The 24,070-nt window shown below is 48.9% G+C and carries 17 protein-coding genes; 8 read left to right on the top strand and 9 right to left on the bottom strand.

Features of this window, described 5'->3' with window-relative positions; genetic code table 11:
* Positions 1 to 138: 138 nt before the first annotated feature.
* Both ICL07_RS11225 and ICL07_RS11220 read left to right on the top strand, forming a co-directional pair.
* Positions 139 to 975, top strand: a complete 837-nt coding sequence (locus tag ICL07_RS11225; protein ID WP_188087991.1) for a sulfite exporter TauE/SafE family protein — start codon at positions 139 to 141, stop codon at positions 973 to 975.
* 3 nt (positions 976 to 978) lie between these two features.
* A complete protein-coding gene (locus ICL07_RS11220) occupies positions 979 to 1,380 on the top strand; it encodes a DUF1634 domain-containing protein (RefSeq protein WP_188087990.1) in 402 nt (133 codons plus the stop codon).
* An 80-nt stretch (positions 1,381 to 1,460) separates the two neighbouring features.
* On the opposite strand, the gene ICL07_RS11215 is transcribed toward ICL07_RS11220, so the two are convergent.
* The 7 genes from ICL07_RS11215 to ICL07_RS11185 form a co-directional block, all read right to left on the bottom strand.
* A complete protein-coding gene (locus ICL07_RS11215; protein ID WP_188087989.1) occupies positions 1,461 to 2,507 on the bottom strand; it encodes a hypothetical protein in 1,047 nt (348 codons plus the stop codon).
* 188 nt (positions 2,508 to 2,695) lie between these two features.
* A complete protein-coding gene (locus tag ICL07_RS11210) occupies positions 2,696 to 4,405 on the bottom strand; it encodes a RagB/SusD family nutrient uptake outer membrane protein (protein ID WP_188087988.1) in 1,710 nt (569 codons plus the stop codon).
* A 19-nt stretch (positions 4,406 to 4,424) separates the two neighbouring features.
* Positions 4,425 to 7,532, bottom strand: a complete 3,108-nt coding sequence (locus ICL07_RS11205) for a SusC/RagA family TonB-linked outer membrane protein (RefSeq protein ID WP_188087987.1) — start codon at positions 7,530 to 7,532, stop codon at positions 4,425 to 4,427.
* A 34-nt stretch (positions 7,533 to 7,566) separates the two neighbouring features.
* Entirely contained in the window at positions 7,567 to 10,530 is a 2,964-nt protein-coding gene (locus ICL07_RS11200; protein ID WP_188087986.1) for a DUF4955 domain-containing protein, read from the bottom strand.
* 62 nt (positions 10,531 to 10,592) lie between these two features.
* Positions 10,593 to 11,963: an alpha-L-fucosidase gene (locus ICL07_RS11195; protein ID WP_188087985.1), complete on the bottom strand. Its 1,371-nt coding sequence runs from the start codon at positions 11,961 to 11,963 to the stop codon at positions 10,593 to 10,595.
* 375 nt (positions 11,964 to 12,338) lie between these two features.
* A complete protein-coding gene (locus tag ICL07_RS11190; protein ID WP_188087984.1) occupies positions 12,339 to 13,361 on the bottom strand; it encodes a nucleotidyl transferase AbiEii/AbiGii toxin family protein in 1,023 nt (340 codons plus the stop codon).
* Positions 13,358 to 13,975, bottom strand: a complete 618-nt coding sequence (locus ICL07_RS11185; RefSeq protein ID WP_188087983.1) for a DUF6088 family protein — start codon at positions 13,973 to 13,975, stop codon at positions 13,358 to 13,360. The genes ICL07_RS11190 and ICL07_RS11185 overlap by 4 nt, the downstream gene beginning before the upstream one ends.
* Before the next feature lie 533 nt (positions 13,976 to 14,508).
* Here ICL07_RS11185 and ICL07_RS11180 point away from each other — a divergent pair.
* Entirely contained in the window at positions 14,509 to 17,637 is a 3,129-nt protein-coding gene (locus ICL07_RS11180) for a PQQ-dependent sugar dehydrogenase (RefSeq protein ID WP_188087982.1), read from the top strand.
* Between the two features lie 83 nt (positions 17,638 to 17,720).
* On the opposite strand, the gene ICL07_RS11175 is transcribed toward ICL07_RS11180, so the two are convergent.
* Entirely contained in the window at positions 17,721 to 19,244 is a 1,524-nt protein-coding gene (locus ICL07_RS11175; protein ID WP_188087981.1) for a malate:quinone oxidoreductase, read from the bottom strand.
* A gap of 448 nt (positions 19,245 to 19,692) precedes the next feature.
* On the opposite strand from ICL07_RS11175, the gene ICL07_RS11170 reads away from it, so the two are divergent.
* The gene (locus ICL07_RS11170) at positions 19,693 to 20,529 is read left to right on the top strand and encodes a metallophosphoesterase family protein (RefSeq protein ID WP_188087980.1); all 837 of its coding nucleotides are present in this window, start codon (positions 19,693 to 19,695) and stop codon (positions 20,527 to 20,529) included.
* 32 nt (positions 20,530 to 20,561) lie between these two features.
* Entirely contained in the window at positions 20,562 to 21,206 is a 645-nt protein-coding gene (locus ICL07_RS11165) for an SMI1/KNR4 family protein (RefSeq protein ID WP_188087979.1), read from the top strand.
* 41 nt (positions 21,207 to 21,247) lie between these two features.
* Here ICL07_RS11165 and ICL07_RS11160 read toward each other — a convergent pair whose 3' ends face one another.
* The gene (locus ICL07_RS11160) at positions 21,248 to 21,652 is read right to left on the bottom strand and encodes an SRPBCC domain-containing protein (RefSeq protein WP_246485007.1); all 405 of its coding nucleotides are present in this window, start codon (positions 21,650 to 21,652) and stop codon (positions 21,248 to 21,250) included.
* A 190-nt stretch (positions 21,653 to 21,842) separates the two neighbouring features.
* On the opposite strand from ICL07_RS11160, the gene ICL07_RS11155 reads away from it, so the two are divergent.
* The 3 genes from ICL07_RS11155 to ICL07_RS11145 are packed head-to-tail and all read left to right on the top strand — an operon-like array spanning position 21,843 to position 24,043.
* The gene (locus tag ICL07_RS11155) at positions 21,843 to 22,433 is read left to right on the top strand and encodes a YdeI/OmpD-associated family protein (RefSeq protein ID WP_188087978.1); all 591 of its coding nucleotides are present in this window, start codon (positions 21,843 to 21,845) and stop codon (positions 22,431 to 22,433) included.
* Between the two features lie 15 nt (positions 22,434 to 22,448).
* Positions 22,449 to 23,399 carry a nitrilase family protein gene (locus tag ICL07_RS11150; protein WP_188087977.1) on the top strand — a complete coding sequence of 317 codons (951 nt, stop codon included), beginning with the start codon at positions 22,449 to 22,451 and terminating at the stop codon, positions 23,397 to 23,399.
* Between the two features lie 53 nt (positions 23,400 to 23,452).
* Positions 23,453 to 24,043, top strand: coding sequence for an RNA polymerase sigma factor (locus ICL07_RS11145; RefSeq protein WP_281389492.1), 591 nt, complete (start codon positions 23,453 to 23,455; stop codon positions 24,041 to 24,043).
* Positions 24,044 to 24,070 lie beyond the last annotated feature (27 nt).

The following is a 24,070-nucleotide window of genomic DNA, read 5'->3' as shown; positions in this document are numbered from 1 at the left end:
ATTGAAATATTAAGTATACGGCTGCAAGTTACTTATAGATTACGGATTGTGGGAATCATATTCTGCTTACTTTTGTAGCATTGGCCGTGAAAGGCTGTTTTTGCCTGTAATTGCCGATCAAAACCAACCAACCATCTTATGACGATTTTATCATTTACACTGATCCTGCTTGCCGGGGCCTTTCTGGCTGGGCTATTGGGGTCGCTTACCGGGCTGGGAGGCGGTGTGGTCATTATCCCGCTGCTAACGCTGGTTTTCCACGTTGACATCCGCTATGCGATTGGAACAGCCCTGATCGCGTCTATTGCCACTTCTTCCGGTTCTGCATCTGCTTATGTAAAAGAAGGGATTACCAACATCCGGCTGGGCATGTTCCTGGAAATTGCGACGACCACGGGGGCGGTCGTCGGGGCGCTGATAGCGGTTTTTATCCCTACCAGCATTGTGGCCGTTATCTTCGGCTGCGTGCTCATTTTCTCCGCTATCATGGGGTTACGCAAAAAAAGGGAAGCATTTTCCGATGAAGATGTCAGTAAACTGGCGCGGGACCTGAAGCTGAACGGTACCTATCCTGCCGGTGGGGAACTGGTGTCTTACAAAGTAAGGCATGTGCCCGGCGGTTATTTTATGATGACCTTCGCCGGCGTAATGTCCGGCCTGCTGGGTATTGGCTCCGGCGCACTGAAAGTGCTGGCTATGGACAATATCATGCGTATTCCCTTCAAGGTGTCTACCACTACCAGCAATTTTATGATTGGCGTAACGGCGGCAGCCAGCGCGGTGGTATACCTGCAACGCGGATATGTAAGTCCCGGTTTATGCATGCCGGTAGTACTGGGCGTACTGCTGGGCGCTTTCGGCGGTTCCCGGCTGCTGGTGAAAGCCAACACCAAATGGCTGCGTATAGTCTTCAGCGTTGTTATCACTTTCCTGGCGCTGCAGATGATTTATAACGGTGTAAACGGAAAACTGTAGTACATGAAGCGTTTATTTTCAAGTCATTTCTGGGCTGATAAGGATGTACAGCAACTGATAGGCAAACAGCTCCGTATTGGCGTTATACTGTCCAGCATTGTGGTATTCATTGGCGGGATGATATACCTGTCCCGCCATGGGCATGAAAGCCCCGACTATGGTACCTTTGCGGGTGTGCGGCAGGGGCTGGACAATCTTCCCGGTATTATACAGGGGATTATGCAGGGAAAGGGGATGAATGTAATTCAGCTGGGTGTTGTGCTGCTGATTGCTACGCCTATTATCCGTATTGCGCTTTCTGTATTTGCATTTTTACTGGAGAAGGATTACCTGTATGTATTTATAACCCTGCTGGTACTGGGTGTGATCACCTTTAGTATGGTAGGCGGATTGGAACGATTGTAAAAAAATCTGTTCGATTCCCATCTTCCCAAAAAATAGGGTGTCAAAAGACACCCTATTTTTTTATACATATAGTTGTTAAATTACTCTTTTGTATATTCTGTTGCATAGCCATCTTCCTCTGTGACGATGAGCTTTCCATTTTCCAGTTTGACATCTGCGATCACCAAATAAAAGTCTTTGGTGCTTTGTTTGATGATATCGCTGATGATATATATTTTTTTAGCAGTGCCATCATAATACCAGGACAGATCTTCACTGCCACGATCTGCATAACCGTTGTAGGAGCGGCTATTACAGGAGCTTAAATTGAGCTGGTAACTAGAGTCGAAGTAAACAGATTTAGCACTGCCATTGGCATTCAACTCCATATATTCCTCTATGGTTTTCCAGTAAGACTGCACCAGATTAACGGCTCCCGGTGCAGTAGGGTCGCTGGCAAAAGCGAGCGTGCCGTTGTTGCAGACGTAGAAACTACGGCTGGAATCAGCCACATATGGGTTTATCCATTTACCATCCGCCTCATTGAGCCTGCTCATTTTCCATTTGCCGGACAACGCTTTTGAGTCGGTGCTAGCTGCGGTATTAAAGAGGTTGGCACTTACGGTAACACTTTTACTGATTTTACCTGCGGCATTATAAACGGAGATCAACAGTTTTACAACACCGTTTGATACATCAGCAGGAACTTTGATTATCACGGCAGAATCGTTGAAATTTCCATAGATGTCACGGCCAAAAATAGATCTCTGGTTAGCGATACGGCCGCCGGCAGGTTTGCTGAAGTCTATATTAAAGTAAGCATCAGCACCCTCGAATTGTACATATGCACCTTTTACGATGCTGCCTTGTTCTACCGGTACAGGAATGACCAGGTAACGACCGGCTACAGCGCTATAAGTATCTGCCGCGATTGTTGCGGACAGGACAGGAGCATCTGCTGTCGCAGAGGCTGCAGGGAGCGCACCTTTTACAATGGTGCCGCGGCTGGCAACAGAAGCAGCCGTCAGTGAAGAGGCATTGTAGGGTTTGGTGATGGGGTCAGGAGGAGGGTTGCTATTGTCATCCTTTTTGGAGCATGCAAAAATTGTCAATGTCAACGCAGCTCCAATCAATATCAGTTTTTTCATAGGTTGAAATGAGTTAATTAGTTCGTGGGATAAATTTACAAATGATATTTTATTTTAATTAACAAAAACAATATCTTGAATAGTTTACGCATATTTTTAAAATGATTGTTTGTTACTGTCCTATAAAAAGGAAAAGGCTGTATCAATTTTTGATACAGCCTTTTCCGTGATTACAACAATTGAAACGCTTACCAGCCGGTATTCTGGGGGTAAGGTGTTCCGGTAGTAGTAGCATCTATCTGGTCTTGCGGAATGGGGCGCAGCAAGTGTTTGGGAGATTTGAAATTAATGCGGGCGTTGTCGTCGCAATGTTTCAGCAAGCGTGTCTGCAGGGTACCGGTCCTCACGAGGTCCAGCCAGCGTACATTTTCGCCGGCCAGTTCACGGGAACGTTCGTCGAGGATAAAATCCAGGTTGAGATCTGCCGCTGTGATATCCATTTTGGTTTTGTCGCCGGTAGGGTACGCCGCTCTTTCTCTCACCGCATTGACATAAGGCACGGCATCGCCGGCGCGACCGCTTTGCAGCAGCGCTTCTGCCGCTACCAGGTATGTTTCCGCGAGGCGGTAAGCAATGAGGGGGCGGATAGAAGGCGCGTTCATGTCGGAACGTTTGGTATCGATGTATTTGGACAATGCCGGCGACATTTTGATGGAATACTTGTTGGACGGTATGAGCGTATACGGAGATGCCGCAATCTGTGCATCGGTGAATTTACCTGGTGGCATATAGATGCAGGTATCGCCCAGTTTCATTTTGGGTTTGCCGGGAGCGGCGCCCGCCGGAGCGCCTGCTGGCAGCGGGTTAGGCCATACCGGGATACTGCTGGCATTGTTGCAGAACCATACCGTCTGGAAACTTTTGCCGTAGCGGGTATCGTTTTTACGTTCTGCGAAAGCCGTATCTATCAGCCATTTGGTAGGCACGGTACGGATATACGGACGGCCATCATGGATGTTGCGGGTCATGCCATCTATTTTTTCATACTGTGGCACAAACAGGTGTACGAGCATATTGTCCGGCGTACGGTTGTCCTGGCCGGGAGAACCGTTGTAAGACAGGCTGGCGGTGTGTTGTACGGTCCACAGTACTTCCGCATTGTTTTCATTGCCTTCCGCGAATACGTTACCAAAATCGGGCAACAGGTTAATACCCAGTGATGGCGCGGTAGTGAGCAGATCAATGGCGGTGGCAGCCGCATCCTGGTAATCGGTCGGTTTGGCGGCCTTACTACCGGCGCGGGTCAGGTATACCTTTGCCAGTACATGTTTGGCAGCGGCTGCGTTAGCGCGGCCGGCATCGATACCCTTAGGGCCTGGCGCCAGGTCCGGGATCGCTTCTTTCAGATCGGTAATGATCGCCTCATATACGGTCGCTAAAGGATCGCGGTTGGCGGAAGTTACCGGCCCGGAAATAAAGGACTTGCTGAGGGTCACATCTCCCCAAAGCTGTACCAGCACAAAATAATAGTTGGCCCGCAGGAACTTGGCTTCTGCGATCGCTTTTTTGCGGATATCATCGGCAAGATTAGGAGCATCCGGTGCAAACTGTATCACCGCATTACAGGTGTTGATATAGGTGTAACAGTTATTCCATTGCGATTTGAACTTACCATCGCTGGGCAACAGGCCCGGATCGTAGGTCATAAAGTTCTGGTTGCCATCATTCCCTCTTTTAAATTCATCTGTGCCGGGTGTGGTCATAGAGAAATAATCTTCGCAGCCCCAGATGGTACGGGTACCTGCGTAAGAGGCGTCCAGTGCGGCGTTTACGCCCTGGGCCGTTTTATAGAAATCCGGTACCAGTACGGACCGGGGTGTTTCGTTCAACATTTTGCTGCAACCTCCCAATAGAGAAGCGGTTGTAAATATGCCGGCAGCGAGCCATATTTTTTTCATCACGCACAATTTTGAAGGTTTATAAAGTAAGGTTTACACCGAAGAGCATGGACCAGGTAGCCGGTGTGTCTGCATTGATATTGCCGGCAGATTCCGGATCTACCCCATGGTATTTGTTGCGGTATTCGGAGAAGAAAATGAACGGGTCCTGCGCGGTAACGTATACCCGCAGCGATCTGGCTTTCAGTTTCTGTACAAAAGAACCCGGCACATTGTAACCCAGGCTGAGCGTCCTTATTTTCAGGTAGCTGCCATCGAAGTAACCCAGTGTGGAGTTGTATTGTGTTTGTGTTCTGGACTGATTGGGTTTCGGGAAATAGGTTTCGCTGTTATAAGGTGTCCAGTAAGGCACGTTCAGGTTGTTGTAGTTACCCTGGAAGGTGTTGGCAAAACCGCCACCATACAGCTTACTGTTGAGCGTACTGCCGATGCGGGCATACACCACCACGGTGAGGTCAAATCCTTTGTAGCTGAAACGGTTAGTCATGCCACCTTCCCATTTCGCCTGCGGAGAACCAACGATGGTTTTATCAGCGTCACTGAAAGTACTGTCGTTGTTCACGTCTTTCACGCGGATAGTGCCTATTACAGAGGAGTTGCCGGTTACCTTCTGACCATAACGTTGTGCCAGCAGGGAATCCGGTTTGGTGTTCTGCCAGATGCCGATGCGCTGGTAGTCGTAGATAGCGCCGATAGGCTGACCAACAAACCATCCATTGGAAATATCCTGTTGAATGCCGTTGTACAGCTCCGTGATTTTACCCCGGTTGATAAAGAAGTTAACATCCGACGTCCAGGTGAAATCGCCGGCGCCTTTGCCTTGTATGTTAACGGTCGCCACATGCAGATCGATACCCCTGTTTTGTGTTTTACCCACATTTACCAGCACATCGCCGGGGATACCGGAAGTACCGGGCAGGTGCAGTGGTAACAGCAGGTTGCTGGTTTGGGCGGAATATACTTCCGCGCTACCGGTGATACGGTTGTTGAACAAACCGAAGTCCACAGCCAGGTTGGCGGTAGTGGTGTATTCCCATTGCAAAGCCTGGTTGGGAGCGGTATTAATAAATACGCCGGTAACGTTGGTAGAGCCGTAGTTGTAGTTAATACCTTTCAGTGCTCCCAATGTCTGATAGGGATTGATGGCGGTATTGCCGGTACGGCCATAGCTGGCGCGGAGTTTCAGGTTACTGAAAGTTTTGGATTCCCGCATGAAATTTTCGTTGCTGATAATCCAGCCTACTGCTGCAGAAGGAAATCCTTTGAATTTATTGCCTGGCGCGAGCCGGGAGCTGCCATCGCTGCGGGCTGTGAGTGTGAGCAGGTAACGGTCTTTCAGGCTGTAATTCAGACGGCCCATGTAAGACACGATATCCCATTTGTTTTCGGAACCGCTGCCGGCCAGGTTAAGGCCGTAGGTGGTATTGAAGTATTGCAGGTCGTCAGACAACAGGGTGTTGTTATTGTAGTTGTTGGACTGGCTGCGGGATTCCTGCAAACTATACAGACCGGTGAAATTGATATGATGATCTTTACCGAACTGTTTATCATACACGAGGAGGTTTTCCAGGGTGTAGTTGACTTCGGAGCCGAATTTATTTTCGCTGGTATTGAGGCTGCCGAGGTTGTTGGTAGTTTTGCTGGCGTAGAAATTACCGTAGTTATCGCTTTTGATTTCCGCGCCGCCATTGAAGCGGTATTTCAGTCCAGGCAGGATATTCACATCCAGGTAAGCCGTGGTGAAGGTACCATTCCGTTTTCTTTTTTCCACCGTAGCGCCGGGAAGGAAATCGGCCAGCGGGTTCCAGATTTGTTTTTGGCTGCCGGCGAGGAAGTCGTTGATCACCGCGCCGGTGCTGTCGTAGGCGGGCGCCATGGGACTGGCTCTCAGGGCTTGTCCCATCGGGTTTACGCCTTCGCCGGTAGTAGTAGAGAAGTTATTGAGTGAGCTGACGCCTATTTTGAAGGTTTTATTGATCTGATGGTCCACGCTCACTTTTATTGTAAAGCGTTCAAAAGCCTGGCCCGGATAAACGCCTGTTTCCTTGTAATATCCGGCAGAGGCGGCGAACTGTGTTTTTTCGTTACCACCGGAAATACCTACCTGGTGGTTGGTCATGATACCGGTTTTGTAGATCAGGTCCTGCCAGTCGGTGCTGTTACCTTTGGCGAGTTGTCTTCTTTCTTCCGCATCGAAGCCATCGATGAGGATTTGCGGATCATCCGGACCGCTGTATTTCAGTGGAGGGTCTTGCGTGCCGTTCCAATACGCCCATTTTTTCAGATCGGCGTATTGTTGGGCGTTCATCAGGTCGTATTTGCCGGATGGTTTTACGAAGCCGGCATAACCGCTGTAGGTGACTACTGCTTTGCCGCTGCGGCCGCGTTTAGTGGTAACGAGGATAACGCCGTTGGCGCCTCGGGAACCGTAGATAGCCGTAGAAGACGCATCTTTCAGTACGTCTACCGAAGTGATGTCATCCGGATTGAGGTCGTTGATATCGCCGTTGTAAGGGATACCGTCTACCACGAAGAGAGGTGAGTTACCGGCTTTCAGGGAGCGGGTACCGCGGATGAGTATCGTGGGTTTAGCACCGGGTTTACTGTTACCGCCGCTCTTTTGGATATCGATGCCGGCGCCTTGTCCCTTCAGTATGGAGGTGAGGTTGGCAGCGGGGATATCGCGGAGCGATTGTGCATTGATAGAAGTGATAGAGCCGGTTACATCGGAGCGTTTTTGGGTACCGTAGCCTACTACCACTACTTCGTTCAGTTCGCCTTTGTCCACCGCCAGGGAAATGCTGACGTTGTGCATATCCGTGTTTTCCACCTTGAGTTCACGGGCGATGAAGCCGGTGTAGGTTACTTTGATGAAAACGTTTGCAGGCACATCTAATTTAAAAGTGCCGTCGGGCTGCGTGGTAACGCCGCGGGTAGTGCCTTTTATCACGATGTTGGCGCCGGGTAGTGGTTCTCCTGTTTGGGAAGTCACCCGGCCTTTTACGCTGACGGTCTTCTCCTGTGCATACAACGGTGACGTATATATGCAAACAGACAAGAACCAGCACATCATGATGGAAAGCAGTTGGCGGGAATGGGTGCACCATCCCGGAATCTGGAATTTCATAACGTTAGTTTTTGTTGATAAAATGGATTACATGTTAACGGGTGATGTCCTTACCATAAAGTCTTAATGCCAATTGCGCTTCAAATAGGGACGCAGGGGCCACTGCCTGTCCGGGCAGTTCGTTGATACCTGCATTTTCCACGGTGACTTTGGAATCCGCCTGAAAGCCTGCCAGGATGGGAGCTGCGATGGTATAGTTCCGACGCCGTTCCGTATCCCAGAAATTATAATGCTGATCTTTTGCGGAGCTGTGTTTGAAATTCCAGAGCACCAGTTGTTTACCGTGATGCGGGTGGCCCGGTTCGGGGCCGCCCAGGTTGTAAAACACGCCACCGCGAATGTCGTCGAACAAGGTGGCATAAGGTTGTCCGGAGTGACTATCGAAATTTTGATCGGTGCCTAAGGCACATTGTGTAATCACCGTACCGGCGGCGCTGTACCCCGTACCGGGGCCATGATGTTGGGCGCCATTGAAATAACATTGTTTGATGAGTACGCCGTATCCTGTGCGGGCGTGTACAGAAGCGTGTCCTTTTTTACCGAGGAAGGTGACGTTTTGCACCGTTACCTGGTAACCGGCACGGATATTTACGCCTTCGTTCCAATCCTGGAATACACAATCGCGTATCCAGCTGTTTTTGACGTATTCCATGCCCACGGCTTCCCAGGCATAGTCGTGTATTTCATTTTTGTGATGTACAAAATCTTCCGGGTAACTTTTCCAGTTGCTGGAAAAACGGATACCGGTGATACCGCATTCTTCCAGGCTGTTATAGGTCATCAGCTCAAACGGTTTCCCTTCAATCAAATGAATATCCAGGTGCAGTGGATTCTTAAAAGTAACCGTGTTGCCGTTAATTTTTTCGATGGTATGAATTTCCTGTACCTGCATGCCGCCATTGTCGCCAAAGAGGCGTGTCCACTGTTGTTTCAGTGGCAACGGATCGAAGTACCATTTCGTATAGGCTTCACTGCGATGCCGTATGACCACATCCTGACCGGGTTGTAAGCGCGCAGCATCTGCTACCTGTACGGTGAAGGTTTCGCGGGGCGCATTGGCAGTGATGGTGGTCAGGCGTTGTGGATTATTTTGTGCCGGACGAAACAGGAATTGCCGGTCGTTGAGTCTTTTTTTATCCTGATAAATTTCTGTACCGCCTTCCTGGCTGCCGCTGCCTTGCAGGATGATATTGCTGCTGGTAATGAGGATTTGTTTTTTATTGTCTTCATCGGGGGCGAGCAGGTATTTGCCTTTGGGGAAAAACACAATGCCACCGCCGGGATTTGCTGCTGCTGCCTCTACGGCGCGTTGTATAGCTTCGTCGTCGTACTGTTCATCGTTGGGGATGGCGCCGTATTGTGTTACATCAAACTTCTTTCTCCCGGAAAGTTCGGGTAGGGGTTTCTCTGAAAAATGATAGCCGGCATAGGAAAAATCAGGTAGGGCAGGAATGGTGTTGTTTTTACGTGCGTCTACAAATTCTTTCCACAGCGGTGCTACCGGCGGGGCGGCGGCTACGGCGCCATCCACGGTCACCTGTTGGGCGTTGCCTTCCAGTTGCAGGAAACGTACCGGGGATGCAGGATGCCGTATGGCCTTCAGTTCCACCTTTTTTGAATCAGCGATGCGTACCAGCGGTTCTTTGCCGGTATTGCCCGGCAGTGTCCATTGTGAAAGCTGTACATCGGCAATATCATTGGCAATTACTGCCGGGCGTGCATCAAGCTGATCGCAGGTATAGGTGACATTATGGAAACGAATATTTTTAGCATGCCGGATATACAATGCATAGGCTGGTATCTGTTTGCCGAACATTTTTATTTCAGGATAATCATTTTCCCTTTCTTCCAGTTTCACCTGCGCATCGGCAGCGGTGCCTTCACCGGGAATATTCATACGGATATTTTCCAGGGAGATACCGTCGATATAATGACCGGGAATGCCGCTGATGAGCATGCCGGTCCAGGTGCCATGTTGTACGCTCACATCTTTGATACTGATATCGCTGATGCTGCCGACTGTTTGTTTGGCATCGCCTTCGCGGAAGGTCTTCAACCGCGAGCCCAGGCGGATAATGATGGGCATATTGACTTTATCCATTTTCACATCGCTGATGCGGATATTGCGGAGATGGGAGCCATCTACGGAGAACAGTTTGATACCGCCTTCGCGGGCAAATGCCACATCGATATGGCTGACTTGTATATTCTCAAAATTACCGGCCGATTCAGTACCAAATTTAATAGCGCCTTCTCCGGTGTTGATTTTGATATTGCTGACGGTCACATCCCGGCAGGGATAGGGGCTGGTGGTTTTAAAACAGATGGCGTCGTCGCCGCTGTCGATATCACAATCGCGGATCACGACTTTTTCGCAGCAGTCGATATCGATGCCGTCGTTGTTACCCAGTCCGCGGCTTCTGATCGTTACTTTTTCCGTTAAGATGTTGGTGCAATGGAAAAAATGCATGGTCCAGGCAGTGGGGCCTTGCAAATGAATATCTGCGACCTTGATTTGGTGGCAGCGAACAAAACGTACCAGGAAAGGGCGTCTTTCATGGCCGCCGGAGGCTCTTACCAGCTTGCCTTGCCCATCGATAGTGCCTTTACCCGTGATGCCGGTATTAGTGGCTTCTATGGCGCCAATGAGGGCATAGCCCATTTGTTGGCCAAGGCCATCCTTAAAACCGTCTACCACCTGGTAATCTTTGATATCCGGGCTACCCAGCAGGGTAGCGTTTTCATCTACCTGTAATATTACCTTGTTTTTAAGCAGCAGGGTGCCGGTCAGCCAGGTGCCGGAAGGTACGCGTACTTGTCCGCCTCCTTTGGCGGAGCAGGCATCGATGGCTTTTTGTATAGCCGTGGTATTGAGCGTTTTACCATCGCCTACCGCGCCGTAGCGGGTAATGTCAATAACGGTGGATTTATCTACAGCGTTGACCATAGTGGCGTTCAACAGCCAGTAGATAAGCTGAAGTGACAGGAAGTATTTCATAACGGTTGTGGAAATAAAGAGACAGGCGACAACGAAGTCTCATCAGTCGTCGCCTGGTTTTTTTAAAGCGTTCCGGTGGTTTCTACCTTAATAACGGTGGCGATAGCATCGGGTGCCTGTGCAGGTACGTTGATCACGAGGCCTTCAGCCGTAGTGGCGGCATTGAGTTTTTTTCCGCCGGCGAGGAGCCGGGTGCTGGTCACTTTATTTTTCAGGCCGGGCACTACCAGTTTACCGTCAGCAGGCCAGTTGAATACATGCAGATAGAGGGTGGTGTTGCCGTTTTTTACTTTTTTAGTGCAACGTCCCCAGGGCAGTGCTTCCAGTGGGCTGCCGCTGGTAGCGTAGATGGCTTCACCATTGACTTTCATCCATTGACCGATACCTTTCAGTCCGTCGATGCTGGGTTGCGGGAATTGACCTAAAGCATCCGGGCCAACATTGAGCAGGTAGTTACCGTTTTTAGAAGCGATGTCTATCAGGTTCCTGATCAGCGTTTCCGTACTTTTCCATTTGTTGTCGTAGCTTTTATATCCCCAGGTACCGTTCATGGTCATGCAGGTTTCCCAATCGCGGCCGTCCAGTTCTGCCTGTGTCGGAATTTTCTGTTCCGGTGTTTTATAATCGCCGGGGAAGTTGGGTCTTTTCAGCCGGTCGTTGGTAATGATATTAGGTTGCAGCGATAATACCGCCTGCAGTTTTTTCGCGTATTCATCCGTCATGTTGGTCGGCGTATCCCACCATAGTACAGCCACATCGCCGTAGTTGGTAAGTAGTTCCTTTACCTGCGGCACGGCTACTTTATCGATGTATTCGCCCATGGTAGCGGAAGTTTGTGCCGGGTCCCAGTGGCCGGTATTTGCCTGCGTATAGGCGTCTATTTTAGCAGAATCGGGATTAGCCCAGCCTTCGGAAGTTACCTTTCGTGCGGCGGCGCCGCCGGGGTTGTTCCAGTCCTGTGCCTGGGAGTAATAGAAGCCCAGTTTAAGGCCATATTTTTTACAGGCAGCAGCCAGTGGCTGGAGTATGTCTTTGCCATAAGGAGTGGCGTCTACGATGTTCCATTTGCTGGCAGCAGATTTGAACATCGCGAAGCCATCGTGGTGTTTGGCAGTGATGACGATGTATTTCATACCCGCATCTTTCGCTGCTTTCACCCAGGCTTCCGCATCATATTTAACCGGGTCGAATGATTTAGCCACTTGTTGATAATCGGCCACTGATATTTTACCGCGGTTCATGATCCATTCACCGCCGCGGCCTATCTGGTGTCCTTGCCAGTTGCCGGCCAGCTGAGCGTATACCCCCCAGTGGATAAACATGCCGAAACGGGCTTCCCGCCACCATTTCATGTGCTCGTCGTGGGATGTTTGTGCGAACATTGTTTGCGTGGCATAGCAGAGCGCAAACAGAAAAAGGAGTAGTTTTTTCATAACATGATGATTGCTGATTTACGTGATTCAGCGGTAAAAGATTTTGTGTTGATTTCTGTTTACTGATGATAATTATTCTGCAATCGTTTGCATTATTGTTTCAAAAAATAAGCGCCACGCGCTTTGGTTGTTTACTTCCCGTCTTTTAGTGTTGATTTTACGCTTAAAGTTTCTGTTCTAAAGGTCGGAAATAATTTACCGGGGCAGTGATCTGATTTTCACTTTTTGTCATGTTTTTTTAGCATAATGGGGAGGTCATGGAAAGATGGGATCTGCGGCTGCGGTGAATGGGGATTTCCTTAAGAGGGTGGCGAGGGAGGTGGCGAGGGTAAAGCATGTGTACCCGGTTGCCGAAAAGCAGCCGGGTACACTGACCTAGGCTTGGCGGCGGAATTTGTTTAATATTGTTTGTAATCCATCGAGCATAACAGAAAATTGGGGAACCTCTCCATACATCATGTGTTCGGTCATATACCGATAGTCCTGTCTATACGCATCATGCAAATGTGCCGGCGGAATAAAAGATATGTTTCCCCTATCAAGGGAAGCGTAGTTTCCCATGTGTTTTAACCGGCTATAGTATCTTCTATGCTTTTGAATGGTTGTATATAGTACTTTATCGGCTAATGCCTCATCAGTAATACCTTCCTGATCCATCTTTATCATATCATAAAAATGTCTGGACATTCGCTCTATTCTTATTCTTTCTCCATTAGGTCTGGAAAATTCTTCATTTAGCAGAAATGCTTTTTCAAGAAATGTTTTCCTGGGAGCGACAATAGGTACCAGGAATGGTGTTTCAGGATAATAGGATGGATTGGGGAAATATTCGTGTATCAATGAAGTAACCGGCCTGGTACTAAATGGTTCCAATAGCGACCTGGAGCTAACCTCTACCTGCACACTGTTTTTTAAATAGGAGGTAGGTTGTAGCACGGAGTCAAATTCGATAAAGAGTCGCTGAGGGTCTTTATCAGGTCGTTGCGGTGTGACGGTTTCTGCGGTGATTGTATACCATTCTGAGGGAACCCCAAGGGATGAAAACTGTTCATATAAAGATTGTTTCAACCGGATACTTGTAAACTCACAACCTTTTCTTCTGAGCCTTTCTACATCTCCTTTTGTAGGAGTCTGTTTATACTTCATGTTAAATACAACCGGGTCTATGGCAAGGTCTATGTCTTCAGAGAAACGTTGTATCAGTTTCCAGCCTTTACTGAGAGAAGTACCACCTTTGAATATTAAGTGATTGGCGTAAGCAGATTGAAAGAGTGCTTTTAATGTTAGCGTTACCCACCAATCTTTTTCAATAGCATGTGGGGGCATGCCACTTGTTTGGGCTGAGTATTGTAATGTTTGTTGTCGTTGTTCCCTGCTGAGGGAGAGCCATCCGGTCATTTTAACATAGTAGTATCGAATTTGAATAAATTAACAATAAAGTCGTTGACCCGTACGGGAGCCAGTGAAAGGTCATGTTTTAGCTTTTGGGGATCTTCCTGCTCCAGAAGTCTTTTAATCTTATTTTTAGTGAGATCGTCCATTTGTTGCAGGTTTGTTTCTTCCAACGCCAGTATTACCAGAGAACTGATTTTACCTTTTCTGGACACTCGTTTCGGGGTGGTGGCTTTAAACCTCACTTCGAGGTTTCCAACCTTGAATTTTCGTGGTGGGCCATCTGTCAGATACACTAATTTCAAAGGTACCTGTGTGCTCAACCCCAGCCTATTCATTGCATCAGCCCCGGAGGGGACAATATGTACCCTTTCCTTTTTGGCTATCATGGCTGCCACTTCTTCAACCCCTGGTATCAACTCACCTAATATTTCGTCTTTCTTAGGGGTATAATAAATACCATGTGTCAGCCGTCTGATCATACCGTTACGAACCATCCGGAACAGCGCTTGTTTAATCGCTGTTTCGGTCCCTAGCCCACGAAAATCCGTAGGAAAAATAAGCGCTCCTGGTTTTTTTCTGGCTATCAATTGTTCGATCTGAGTATGGACTTTTTTCATCGCATATCGAAGATACTGATTATTAATTTTGTAACAAAAATTTTGAAAAAGGTTACATTTATTGTTGTTAGTTTGTTGATTATAAATAATTTATGTTGATTTATATATTTTCATAATTAGATTTAAATTGTCAAAGTAAAATGTGATACTCCTTCGCTGCCATTATTGACAATATTGAAATTCTATTTTGAAATATGCAAACGATTGCATATTTTAGATGCAGCCAGGATCTGAACCGCCAATGCAATACATTGGAAACCATAGATAACTTGTAGCCTCATCTCTGAAAAATTCCCGGAAACTACCTGTAGCCGAGTGTTGTTGAAAACCCGTTTCCCTTGAACTGTACCCTTTTTTCTGATGTTTAAAACCATTGCTTTATGACATCCACTTAATACCGCTATGCGTTGAACAGCACTACGCCCGCCTGTTCACCGGATACTATTCTGCAGTGTATAACAATAACGGTTATACGCTGATAGGCGACCTATGCATTTTTATCACCCTCATTATCCACCTTTAAAGTTTTTCCTATGATGAAAAAAAGATACGCACTACTCCTGTTGTTGCTGTTATCTGTCACCACCGTACTATCGCAATCCCTGCCGGCCAATTTTCAGCGGGTGCAGGTGGTAAACGGCATCAGCAGCCCTACTTCCCTGGCCTTTTTACCGGATGGCCGTATACTGGTATGCCAGGAAACCGGACAGCTACGCGTTATCAAAAACGGCGCACTGTTATCCACACCGGCGATCACCCTGTCTGTCAATAGCAGTGGGGAACGCGGGCTGATTGGTATTGCTGTCGATCCCAATTTCGCCGGCAACCATTACATCTACCTGTACTATACGCATACATCAGGACCGCATAACCGGGTCAGCCGCTTTACCATGAACGGCGACCTGGCCTCCGCTGAAACGGCTATCCTGGACTTACCGACGCTCAGTGCTATCTACCACAACGGCGGCGGCCTGTCTTTCGGCAACGATGGTAAACTGTATGTTTCTGTAGGCGATAATAAAGTGGGCGATAATGCGGCTAACCTCGATAGCTACATGGGCAAACTGTTACGTATCAACACCGATGGTACCGTACCGACAGGTAACCCATTCAGTGGCGGTGCCCAACGCAGCCGCGTGTGGGCGTACGGGTTACGCAACCCATTCACGAACAGCATCGATCCCGTTACCGGTAAAATCTTCATCAACGATGTAGGGGAATCTACCTGGGAGGAAATCAACGATGCTACTACTGGTGGCCGTAACTTCGGATGGCCTACCCAGGAAGGTAACTGTACCAGTGGCTGCTCCGGATTCACCAATCCGATCTACCGCTATAGCACCAACCGTAATGCCAGTCCGCCGGATGGACAAGGATGCGCCATCAATGGCGGCACTTTCTTCAATGGCGCTATCAGTAACTATCCGTCCACCTACAACGGGAAATACTTTTTCCTCGACTATTGCGGCGGCTGGATCAACTACCTTAATCCCGCTTCCCCTACCCGCAGTGCTTTCGCTACAGGCCTCGGCGGTGGTATGGTGTATCTGAAGCAAGGCCCGGATGGTAACCTGTATTACCTGAGCCGCGACAACAGCGCGTTGTATAAGATTGTTTATACCGGTACCCAGGCGCCGGTAATCAGTACGCAGCCACAGCCGGTATCGGTGCCCCAGGGACAGACAGCTGTCTTCAACGTGACGGCCATCGCTAATCCGGCGCCCACCTATCAATGGCGGAAAAACGGAACCAATATCAGCGGCGCTACAGCGGCTACTTACGCCATCGCCAACGCGCAACCGGCAGATACCGGTTTATATAGTGTAGTGGTGACCAACAGCGCCGGCAGCGTTACCAGCAACAATGCACGCCTCACGGTAACGGCGCCTAATACCCTGCCGGTGGCAACGATCACGGCACCGCTGAATAATGCAAAATTCCGTGCAGGCGACACCGTTAGCTTTGCCGGTACCGGCACTGACGCGGAAGATGGTACCCTGCCCGCCAGCGCTTTTCACTGGTGGGTGGATTTCCATCATGCCAATCACGTACACCCGGGGCCACAGGTACCCGACAGCGTGAAAAACGGTAAATTCGTGATCTCCGCAGAAGGCCATACGGAAACGGATATCTGGTATCGTATACTCCTTTCCGTTAGAGACAGCCGTGGTGAACTGGATACGACCTACGTAGAACTATTCCCGGTTACTTCCAATCTTACCGTACAAACCCAGCCGGCGGGACTGCAAATCAGGTTGAACGATATTCCGTTTACTGCGCCTTATAGCACTCCTGCTTTATCGGGCATGGTACGTCCTATGGAGGCTTCCTCCCCACAGGTGCTCAATGGCGTTACCTATATTTTTGACCATTGGGTGCATGGCGGCAACCGGGTACAGAACATCACGATCGGAGATAACGACACTACTTACACCGCCGTGTTTAAAGCTGCGCCGGCAGCCACTTTGCTGAAACCGGTACAGGACGCCTATGTGCGCGATGGCACCAATGCCGGTACCACCTGGGGTATCAGCGATTCTACTTTCCTGATCACCAAAGTATCGCCTGCTGGTCAGCTCAACAATGCGCGGGAGACTTATCTGACCTTTGATCTTACCAATACGGCGGGCGGTGTATCTGCCGTAGTGCTGCGGCTTTACGGGCGTGTAGACGGTACCGTAGCCATGAGCGTGCCGGTAGGCGTTTACCCGCTGAGTAATACTACCTGGTCTGAAAAAACAATCACCTGGAATAATAAACCTGCATCGGGTGCGAATTTGCTGGCATCTACCGTACTGACAAACGACAGCGCGCGGTACTATAACTGGGATGTAACCAGTTATGTACAAAGTGAACTGGCCGCCGGCAGAAAGAAAATAGCTTTTGTGCTGAAAAGTCAGCAGGCACATGATCCGCGTATTTTCCTCAACTCGAAGGAGGCTGCCGCCAATCCGCCGCAGCTGTCTGTTATCGGAGACAGCGCCGCTACTACCTGCATTCCGGTACAGGCCAGCGCTGATGATGGCAACGTGGCGGCTAATGCGATCGATAATGACTTAAACACGCGCTGGTCGGCTTCCGGCGAACAATCCATTACCTTCTGCCTGGGTAACACTACTACGGTAAACGGTGTGGACATCGCGTTCTATAAAGGCGATACCCGCCGCGCTTTGTTTGATATACAGGTGAGCATTGATGGCACTACCTGGACCAACGCAGCTACCGGGTTACAAAGCAGTGGTACTTCCACGGCCTTTGAATCGTTTAACTTCCCGGCAGTAACGGCGAAGCATGTACGAATTTTGGGGCATGGTAATAATGTGAATGCATGGAACAGCTATGCGGAAGTGAAGATCAAAACGGGAACGGCGCTGGCAGCTAAAGAAACAGGATTGGCAGTGATGAACGCTTATCCGAACCCAGCCAGCTCCGTAGTGACGGTAACGTTCAGGTTACCGGTGGATGGGCGCACTACACTGGGCGTATATGATATGGCGGGTAAATTGGTGCAGATGCCGGTGAACAGCCAGTTGTCTGAAGGCACCCATACCCGGACGATCACCGTATCAGGATGGCCTGCCGGGGTGTATTTCCTCAAGCTGGTACACAATGGTAAAGTGATGGTGAAACGTGTGGTGGTAGGTAATAGTACAGAGAAATAGACAGACATACATACTCATGTAAAAAAAGCCCCTGCGTTCACGCAGGGGCTACTGTATATGTAACAGGTTAAATCGTTCGTGTGTTAGTCCTGGCCTATTTCCTGCATGGCCTTCAGTTCCAGCACTTCTGTGGTCCAGTTGCGCAGTTCTTCGCAGAGCTGCGGATTGTTGAGCAGAGACTGACCGTAGGAAGGAATCATTTTTTTCAATTTCAGCTGCCATGCTTCTGTTTCCGCGTAGTCTTTAAAACAACGTTTCAGCAGGTTGAGCATGATAGACACCGCTGTGGAAGCGCCGGGAGAAGCGCCGAGCAGTGCGGCGATAGAGCCATCGGCTGCACTCACTACTTCTGTACCGAATTCCAGGATGCCGCCATGTTCGGGATCTTTTTTAATCACCTGTACACGCTGACCGGCAATTTCCAGTTTCCAGTCTTCCATCCGGGCTTCGGGGAAGTACTCACGAAGGGCTTCCAGTCTGTCTTCCGGTTTCTGGCGTACCTGCGCGATGAGGTATTTTGTCAGTGGAATATTATCCAGGCCGGCAGATACCATTGGGTGGATATTATCCAGGCTGATGGATTTTGGTAAATCCAGGAAGGAACCGTTTTTCAGGAATTTGGTGGAGAAACCGGCGTAAGGGCCGAACAGCAGCGCTCTTTCACCATCGATCATGCGGGTGTCGAGGTGGGGCACTGACATAGGAGGTGCGCCTACAGAGGCTTTACCGTATACTTTCGCCTGATGTTGTGCAATAATGTCGGGGTTGGTGCAACGCAGCCACTGGCCGCTTACCGGGAAACCGCCGAAACCTTTACCTTCAGGGATATCAGATTTTTCGAGGAGGGGAAGAGAACCGCCACCAGCGCCGATGAAAACGAAATCAGTTTTGATCACGTTTTTCTCGCGGGTTTCACGGTTTTTAACCTTAATCTGCCAGCTGCCGTCATCCATTTTTTTCAGGTCACGTACATCGTGATTAAAATGTATGGTAACGCCATCCAGTTGTTCGAGGTGATTGAACAGGGCACGGCTCAGGGCGCCGAAGTTCACGTCGGTGCCGATTTCCATGTGCGTGGCAGCCACTTTCTGATTCGGGTCACGACCCTCCATCACCAATGGCATCCAGGCTTTCAGCTGTTCTTTATCTTCGGAGTATTCCATCTTTTTAAAGAGATGGCACTGTTGTAAAGCTTTGTAGCGCTTCTTCAGGTAGTCTACGTTTTCTTCTCCCCAAACAAAACTCATGTGAGGGATACTCTGGATAAACGCTTGTGGGTTCGAAATAATGTTGTTTTCTACCAGGTAAGCCCAAAACTGCCGGGACACCTCAAATTGCTCAGCAATATTAACGGCTTTCTTAATGTCTACGGAACCATCCTGCTTCTGTGGTGTATAGTTCAACTCACAAAAGGCAGAGTGGCCGGTACCTGCATTGTTCCATGCATCGGAACTCTCTGCAGCTGCCATATCCAGTCGCTCATAAATTTCAATGGTCAATTCTGGTTGCAGCTCTTTCAGGAGTGTACCCAGGGTGGCGCTCATGATTCCTGCGCCGATTAAAACCACATCCGGACCTGTTTCAGACGTACGCTTGCTTCTAAACATAACCCCATTTTTATTCGAGGTGCAAAGTTACAATCAAATCATTTAGCGAAACGAAGAAAATGAAGGATTCGGGGTAATATTAACAATCTGATTACAATTCTTTCTGAATAAATTGAAAGTTGAGCGGCAGATGCATAAAAATGATATGTGAAATCGATGGATAGTGTGAGTTTAATATATTGATTATCAATTATTTAATATATAATGTATGGTGAAATATTACATATGATTATGGCTTTAGGCAGATTGATATTATCTTGAGGTAGCCTGATGTTTTTTTAACGGGCAGGGCTATAGGCTTTGTCATTGTACTTTTCGTGGATAGGCAACAGGAAGTGATCATCGTTTTTTATAATTATCAAGTACAGGCGCACCATAATATTTTACCTTTCTGTTAATATATAAACAGTACCCATTGATTCCATGGGGAACGACTAATTTTAACGTTATGATGAACAGACGTGAATTTTTCCGCGGTGTATCTGCCGCCATTGTTATCCAGGCTTGCGGTAAAATTGTTAGCGCCGCTACCGGCAAAGACTTTAAGAATAAAACGGTCTTCCGCTTCGCCATCGGCTCCGATTGGCATTACGGTGAGCCGGGAACAGCCTATGAACAATACTACCAGGATCTGGAGAAAGCCTTCCGCACTTACGAGAAAGACAACCCCTGCGCTTTCTTCGTACTCAACGGCGATGTCATCCACAACAACCCGGATTTTATGGCGCCGGCGGCAACGATGTTTAAACAGATCCATTCCAAAGTATACGCTACCCGTGGCAACCACGACCAGGTAACACCGGAAGCGTGGCAACAAGCCTGGGGTTTCCCGCTCAACCACGACGTAGTCATCGGTGATAACGTTATCCTGCTGGGCGACACGGCAGATATTAAGGGTAATTATATCAGTCCGGACGTAGCGTGGTTCCGCGAAAAACTCGAACAGTATAAAAAAGCGGCCAACATCTTCATTTTCGTACATATTACACCGGTGAAATGGACCAAACACGGCATCGATGCAGCGGAATTCCAGGCACTGATTAAACAGTACCCTAACATCCGCGCAGTATTTAACGGTCACGACCACCAGGAAGACAGCGTGAAAATGCTGGATGAAAAAATTCCCTTCCTCTGGGATGGCCACGTAGGTGGCAGCTGGGGCGTGGAATACCATGGTTTCCGGGTAGTGGAACTCAAACAGGACGGCAGCCTGTTATCTTTTGTGATGAACCCTTATCAGAAACAGGGCGAACAATCTTTTAAGCGCACAGCCGTGCGTAAATAAGCTGTATCTTTCGGATGAAAAAATGATAGAAGATGACCGTATTGGAAACAATAGAACAGGAACACAATTTTAAATATCCTGAACTGTATAAACAACTGGACCGGGATGGGATGCTTTCCTGGGGCCAACTGGGACCCGGATGGTTTGATCGTGAATTTCCCAGGGTAAAGGATAACCCGCCTTTTTTATTATTTGCCGAAGATTTTGAAATTATAGAACAGGAAGATATTTCCGGCGAAGTAGCGGAAGGAATGTTGTTTGCCGACAAATCGCACCGGTTTGTACCCCTCGGTTATACCGGTGCGGGAGACTGGTTTGCGTTTTACTATAACCTCCAGGACGGTGACAATGTGCCCATTGTGTTGGTGTATCATGATAGCAATGAGGCAGTGGTGATGGCGAAGAACCTGCAGGATTTCATCTTTGCACGGATGCTGGAAACCATGCTGGAACAGGATCCGGAGTATCCCGGCCTGCTTACAGAAGGAGACCCGGCAGCCAATGCGCAGAACTACCTGCGCAGCCACGCACCTTATCTGTCAGCCCGCCAACAGGAGATAGTGGCCAGGGTATTTGCACAAGGCGTAATCACCGAAGATGAACTGCGCAGCATACTCGAAGCCGAGATTGATTTTGAGTGGCTGGACAGCAGTTTCCCTTACCAGACGAATGATTAGGCGGATGGTCACCCGGCTTGTAGAACAAGCCGGGTGACCTGCTACTCCGTATAAAAATCGATCAGCGCACCGAAATAGGCTTCCTGCCAGCCGGTGGTGATATCTTCAAAAGCTTCGTCCGGAATATTGGTATGTTTTAACTCCGCATCGGTGCCCTTTTTGCTGGGGTGGAGGATAATGGTAACAATAGAAGGGGTTTCTTCATCTTCCCCAAAATACCATTGCTGCACAATCTTCCTGCCTGGTTCAAATTCCAGGTTTTTGCCAACAATACTCTCTTCCCACAGGGAGAACTCCGAACCCGGTTCAGTAGACATCTCAGCCACTTCCCCTGTCCACAGCCGTAAAGTGGCCGGATTAGTCAGCGCTGCGTATACTTCTTCCGGTTCTGCCGGAATGATGAAATGTTTCTTAAAATCTTTCATAGTCATTTTCTGCTTGCCCAAAACTAGGCATTTTTGTATTGGGTTATTTGATTATTTGGTCATTGGATTTACGGATTTTTTGATTTAGGGATTTTGGAATTTTGTTGGAGATAATTTGGTATCTTTTTGTACAAAAATCGATCTTCGATATCAATCAAATTCCGAAATTCGTAAATCAAAAAATCCGTAAATCCAATAATCCAATAACCAAATGACTACATCCTCAAATGATGGGCCTACGTTTTTTGAAACAGGATCAGCCTTTCGTAAGTGGCTGGATAAACATCATCATAAGGCAGAAGAACTGCTGGTAGGGTTTTATAAGGTAGGTTCCGGAAAAAAAAGCATGTCGTGGTCTGAATCGGTAGATGAAGCAATTTGTTATGGCTGGATAGATGGTGTCCGCAAAACCATTGATGAAGAAAGTTACACGATCCGCTTTACGCCCCGTAAACACAAAAGCATCTGGAGTGCCGTTAACGTCAAGAAGGTAGAAGATCTTACCCGGGAAGGCCGGATGATGCCTGCCGGTATTGCCGCTTTTAACAAACGGGAAATGGAACGAACGGCCATTTATACGTACGAGAGAGCCGATCCGCTTCAGCTCTCCGAGGCTTACGAGCGGCAGTTACGTGCCAATCAGAAAGCCTGGGAGTTTTATCAGAAAATGCCGCCCTCCTACCGTAAATTGACTGCCCACTGGATCATGAGCGGCAAGCAGGAGGCCACCCGCGATAAACGGCTGGCTGAACTGATCCGCGACTGTGCCGCCGGCACCAAAGTGAAAAAATATAACTATTAAGAACATACGAATAGCATGGAAAAATTAAAGGTAGCAACAGCACAATTTGAGAACAAAAGCGGAGACAAAGTCTATAATCTGCAACAGATAAACGATCTCGCGGCCCAGGCAGCCGCCGGCGGCGCACAGGCGATAGCCTTTCACGAATGCTCCGTTACCGGTTACACGTTCGCCCGTCACCTGTCGAAAGAACAGATGCTGGACCTGGCAGAATTCATTCCAGATGGCCCCAGTATCCAACGGCTGACCGCCATCGCCCGGGAACATAACATCGCTATCCTGGCCGGCCTTTTTGAAAAAGATGCGGCGGATAAACTGTACAAAGCCTACGTATGTGTGGATAAAAACGGGCTGGTAGCCAAATACCGCAAGCTGCATCCGTTCATTAACCCATATCTTACGCCTGGTGATGAGTACGTGGTGTTTGACCTGCTGGGGTGGAAATGCGGTATCCTGATCTGCTACGATAACAACGTCATTGAAAACGTAAGAGCTACCGCCCTGCTGGGAGCGGATATCATCTTTATGCCACATGTAACCATGTGTACGCCTTCTTCCCGTCCGGGCGCCGGTTTTGTAGACCCTGCCCTATGGCATAACCGCGAAGCCGATCCTACCTCCCTGCGCCTGGAGTTCGATGGTCTCAAAGGCCGCAGCTGGCTGATGAAATGGCTGCCCGCCCGCGCTTATGATAACGGCGTGTATGCCGTGTTCTCCAATCCCATCGGTATGGACGACGACCAGCTGAAAAACGGCTGTTCCATGATCCTGGACCCCTTCGGAGGTATTATTGCAGAATGCCGCAAGCTGGACAACGATATTGCCATAGCCACTTTGACACCGGAGAAATTACAACAGGCAGGCGGATACCGCTACCGCAAAGCGCGTCGCCCGGACCTGTACCGCGATGTGATTGGTCAGCAACATACCCCGGAGCAAAAGGTAGTATGGCTGGACAATAAATAAGTTTTATTATTTTTAAAACTCCGGGTAGAACAGACGCTCCGGGTCTGCCAACGATGCATGCAATTCCACATAGTGAAACTGAACTACTGAGGCGTATGGCTGCAGGAGATGAGGACGCGTACCGCGAACTGTTCCTGCGTCATTGGGATGCTGTGTATTCATCGGCCCTGCTGTTGTCCCGTTCGCCCGATATAGCAGAAGACATTGCCCAGGACATTTTTGTAACGCTCTGGGAAAAACGTGCGCAGCTGGCGCACATAGAGAAGCTGGAGGCCTACTTTTTTATTATGGCCCGTAACCTGCTCTACAGCCGGCTGCGCAAATTAGCCTCACAGGATGCCTACCGGCAATACCTGCAGGATTACCATCACGAACATACGCATAGCGGCGCGGAAGCCCGTACCGAGTTCAAAGAACTGGAGGACGCCATTCATACCGCTATCCGCCGCCTGCCACCCCAACAACAGAAAGCCTTCCGGATGAGCCGCTTTGAAGGCATGCGCCACGATGAAATAGCCCAGGCCATGGGCGTATCCCGTATTACCATCAAAAGTTATATTGTACAAGCCCTCGCCACCCTGCGTAAACTGCTCGCCCACTATCCCGGTACCTTGTTGCTGATCATGCTGACGATTACCCCTTAAATTTTTTTTGAAGCGACCACCTCCCTC

This window comes from Chitinophaga qingshengii (assembly GCF_014529935.1).
Classification (GTDB): Bacteria; Bacteroidota; Bacteroidia; order Chitinophagales; family Chitinophagaceae; genus Chitinophaga; species Chitinophaga qingshengii.
The sequence above is the reverse complement of the archived record's forward strand: the minus strand, read 5'-3'. Positions and strand labels throughout refer to the sequence as shown.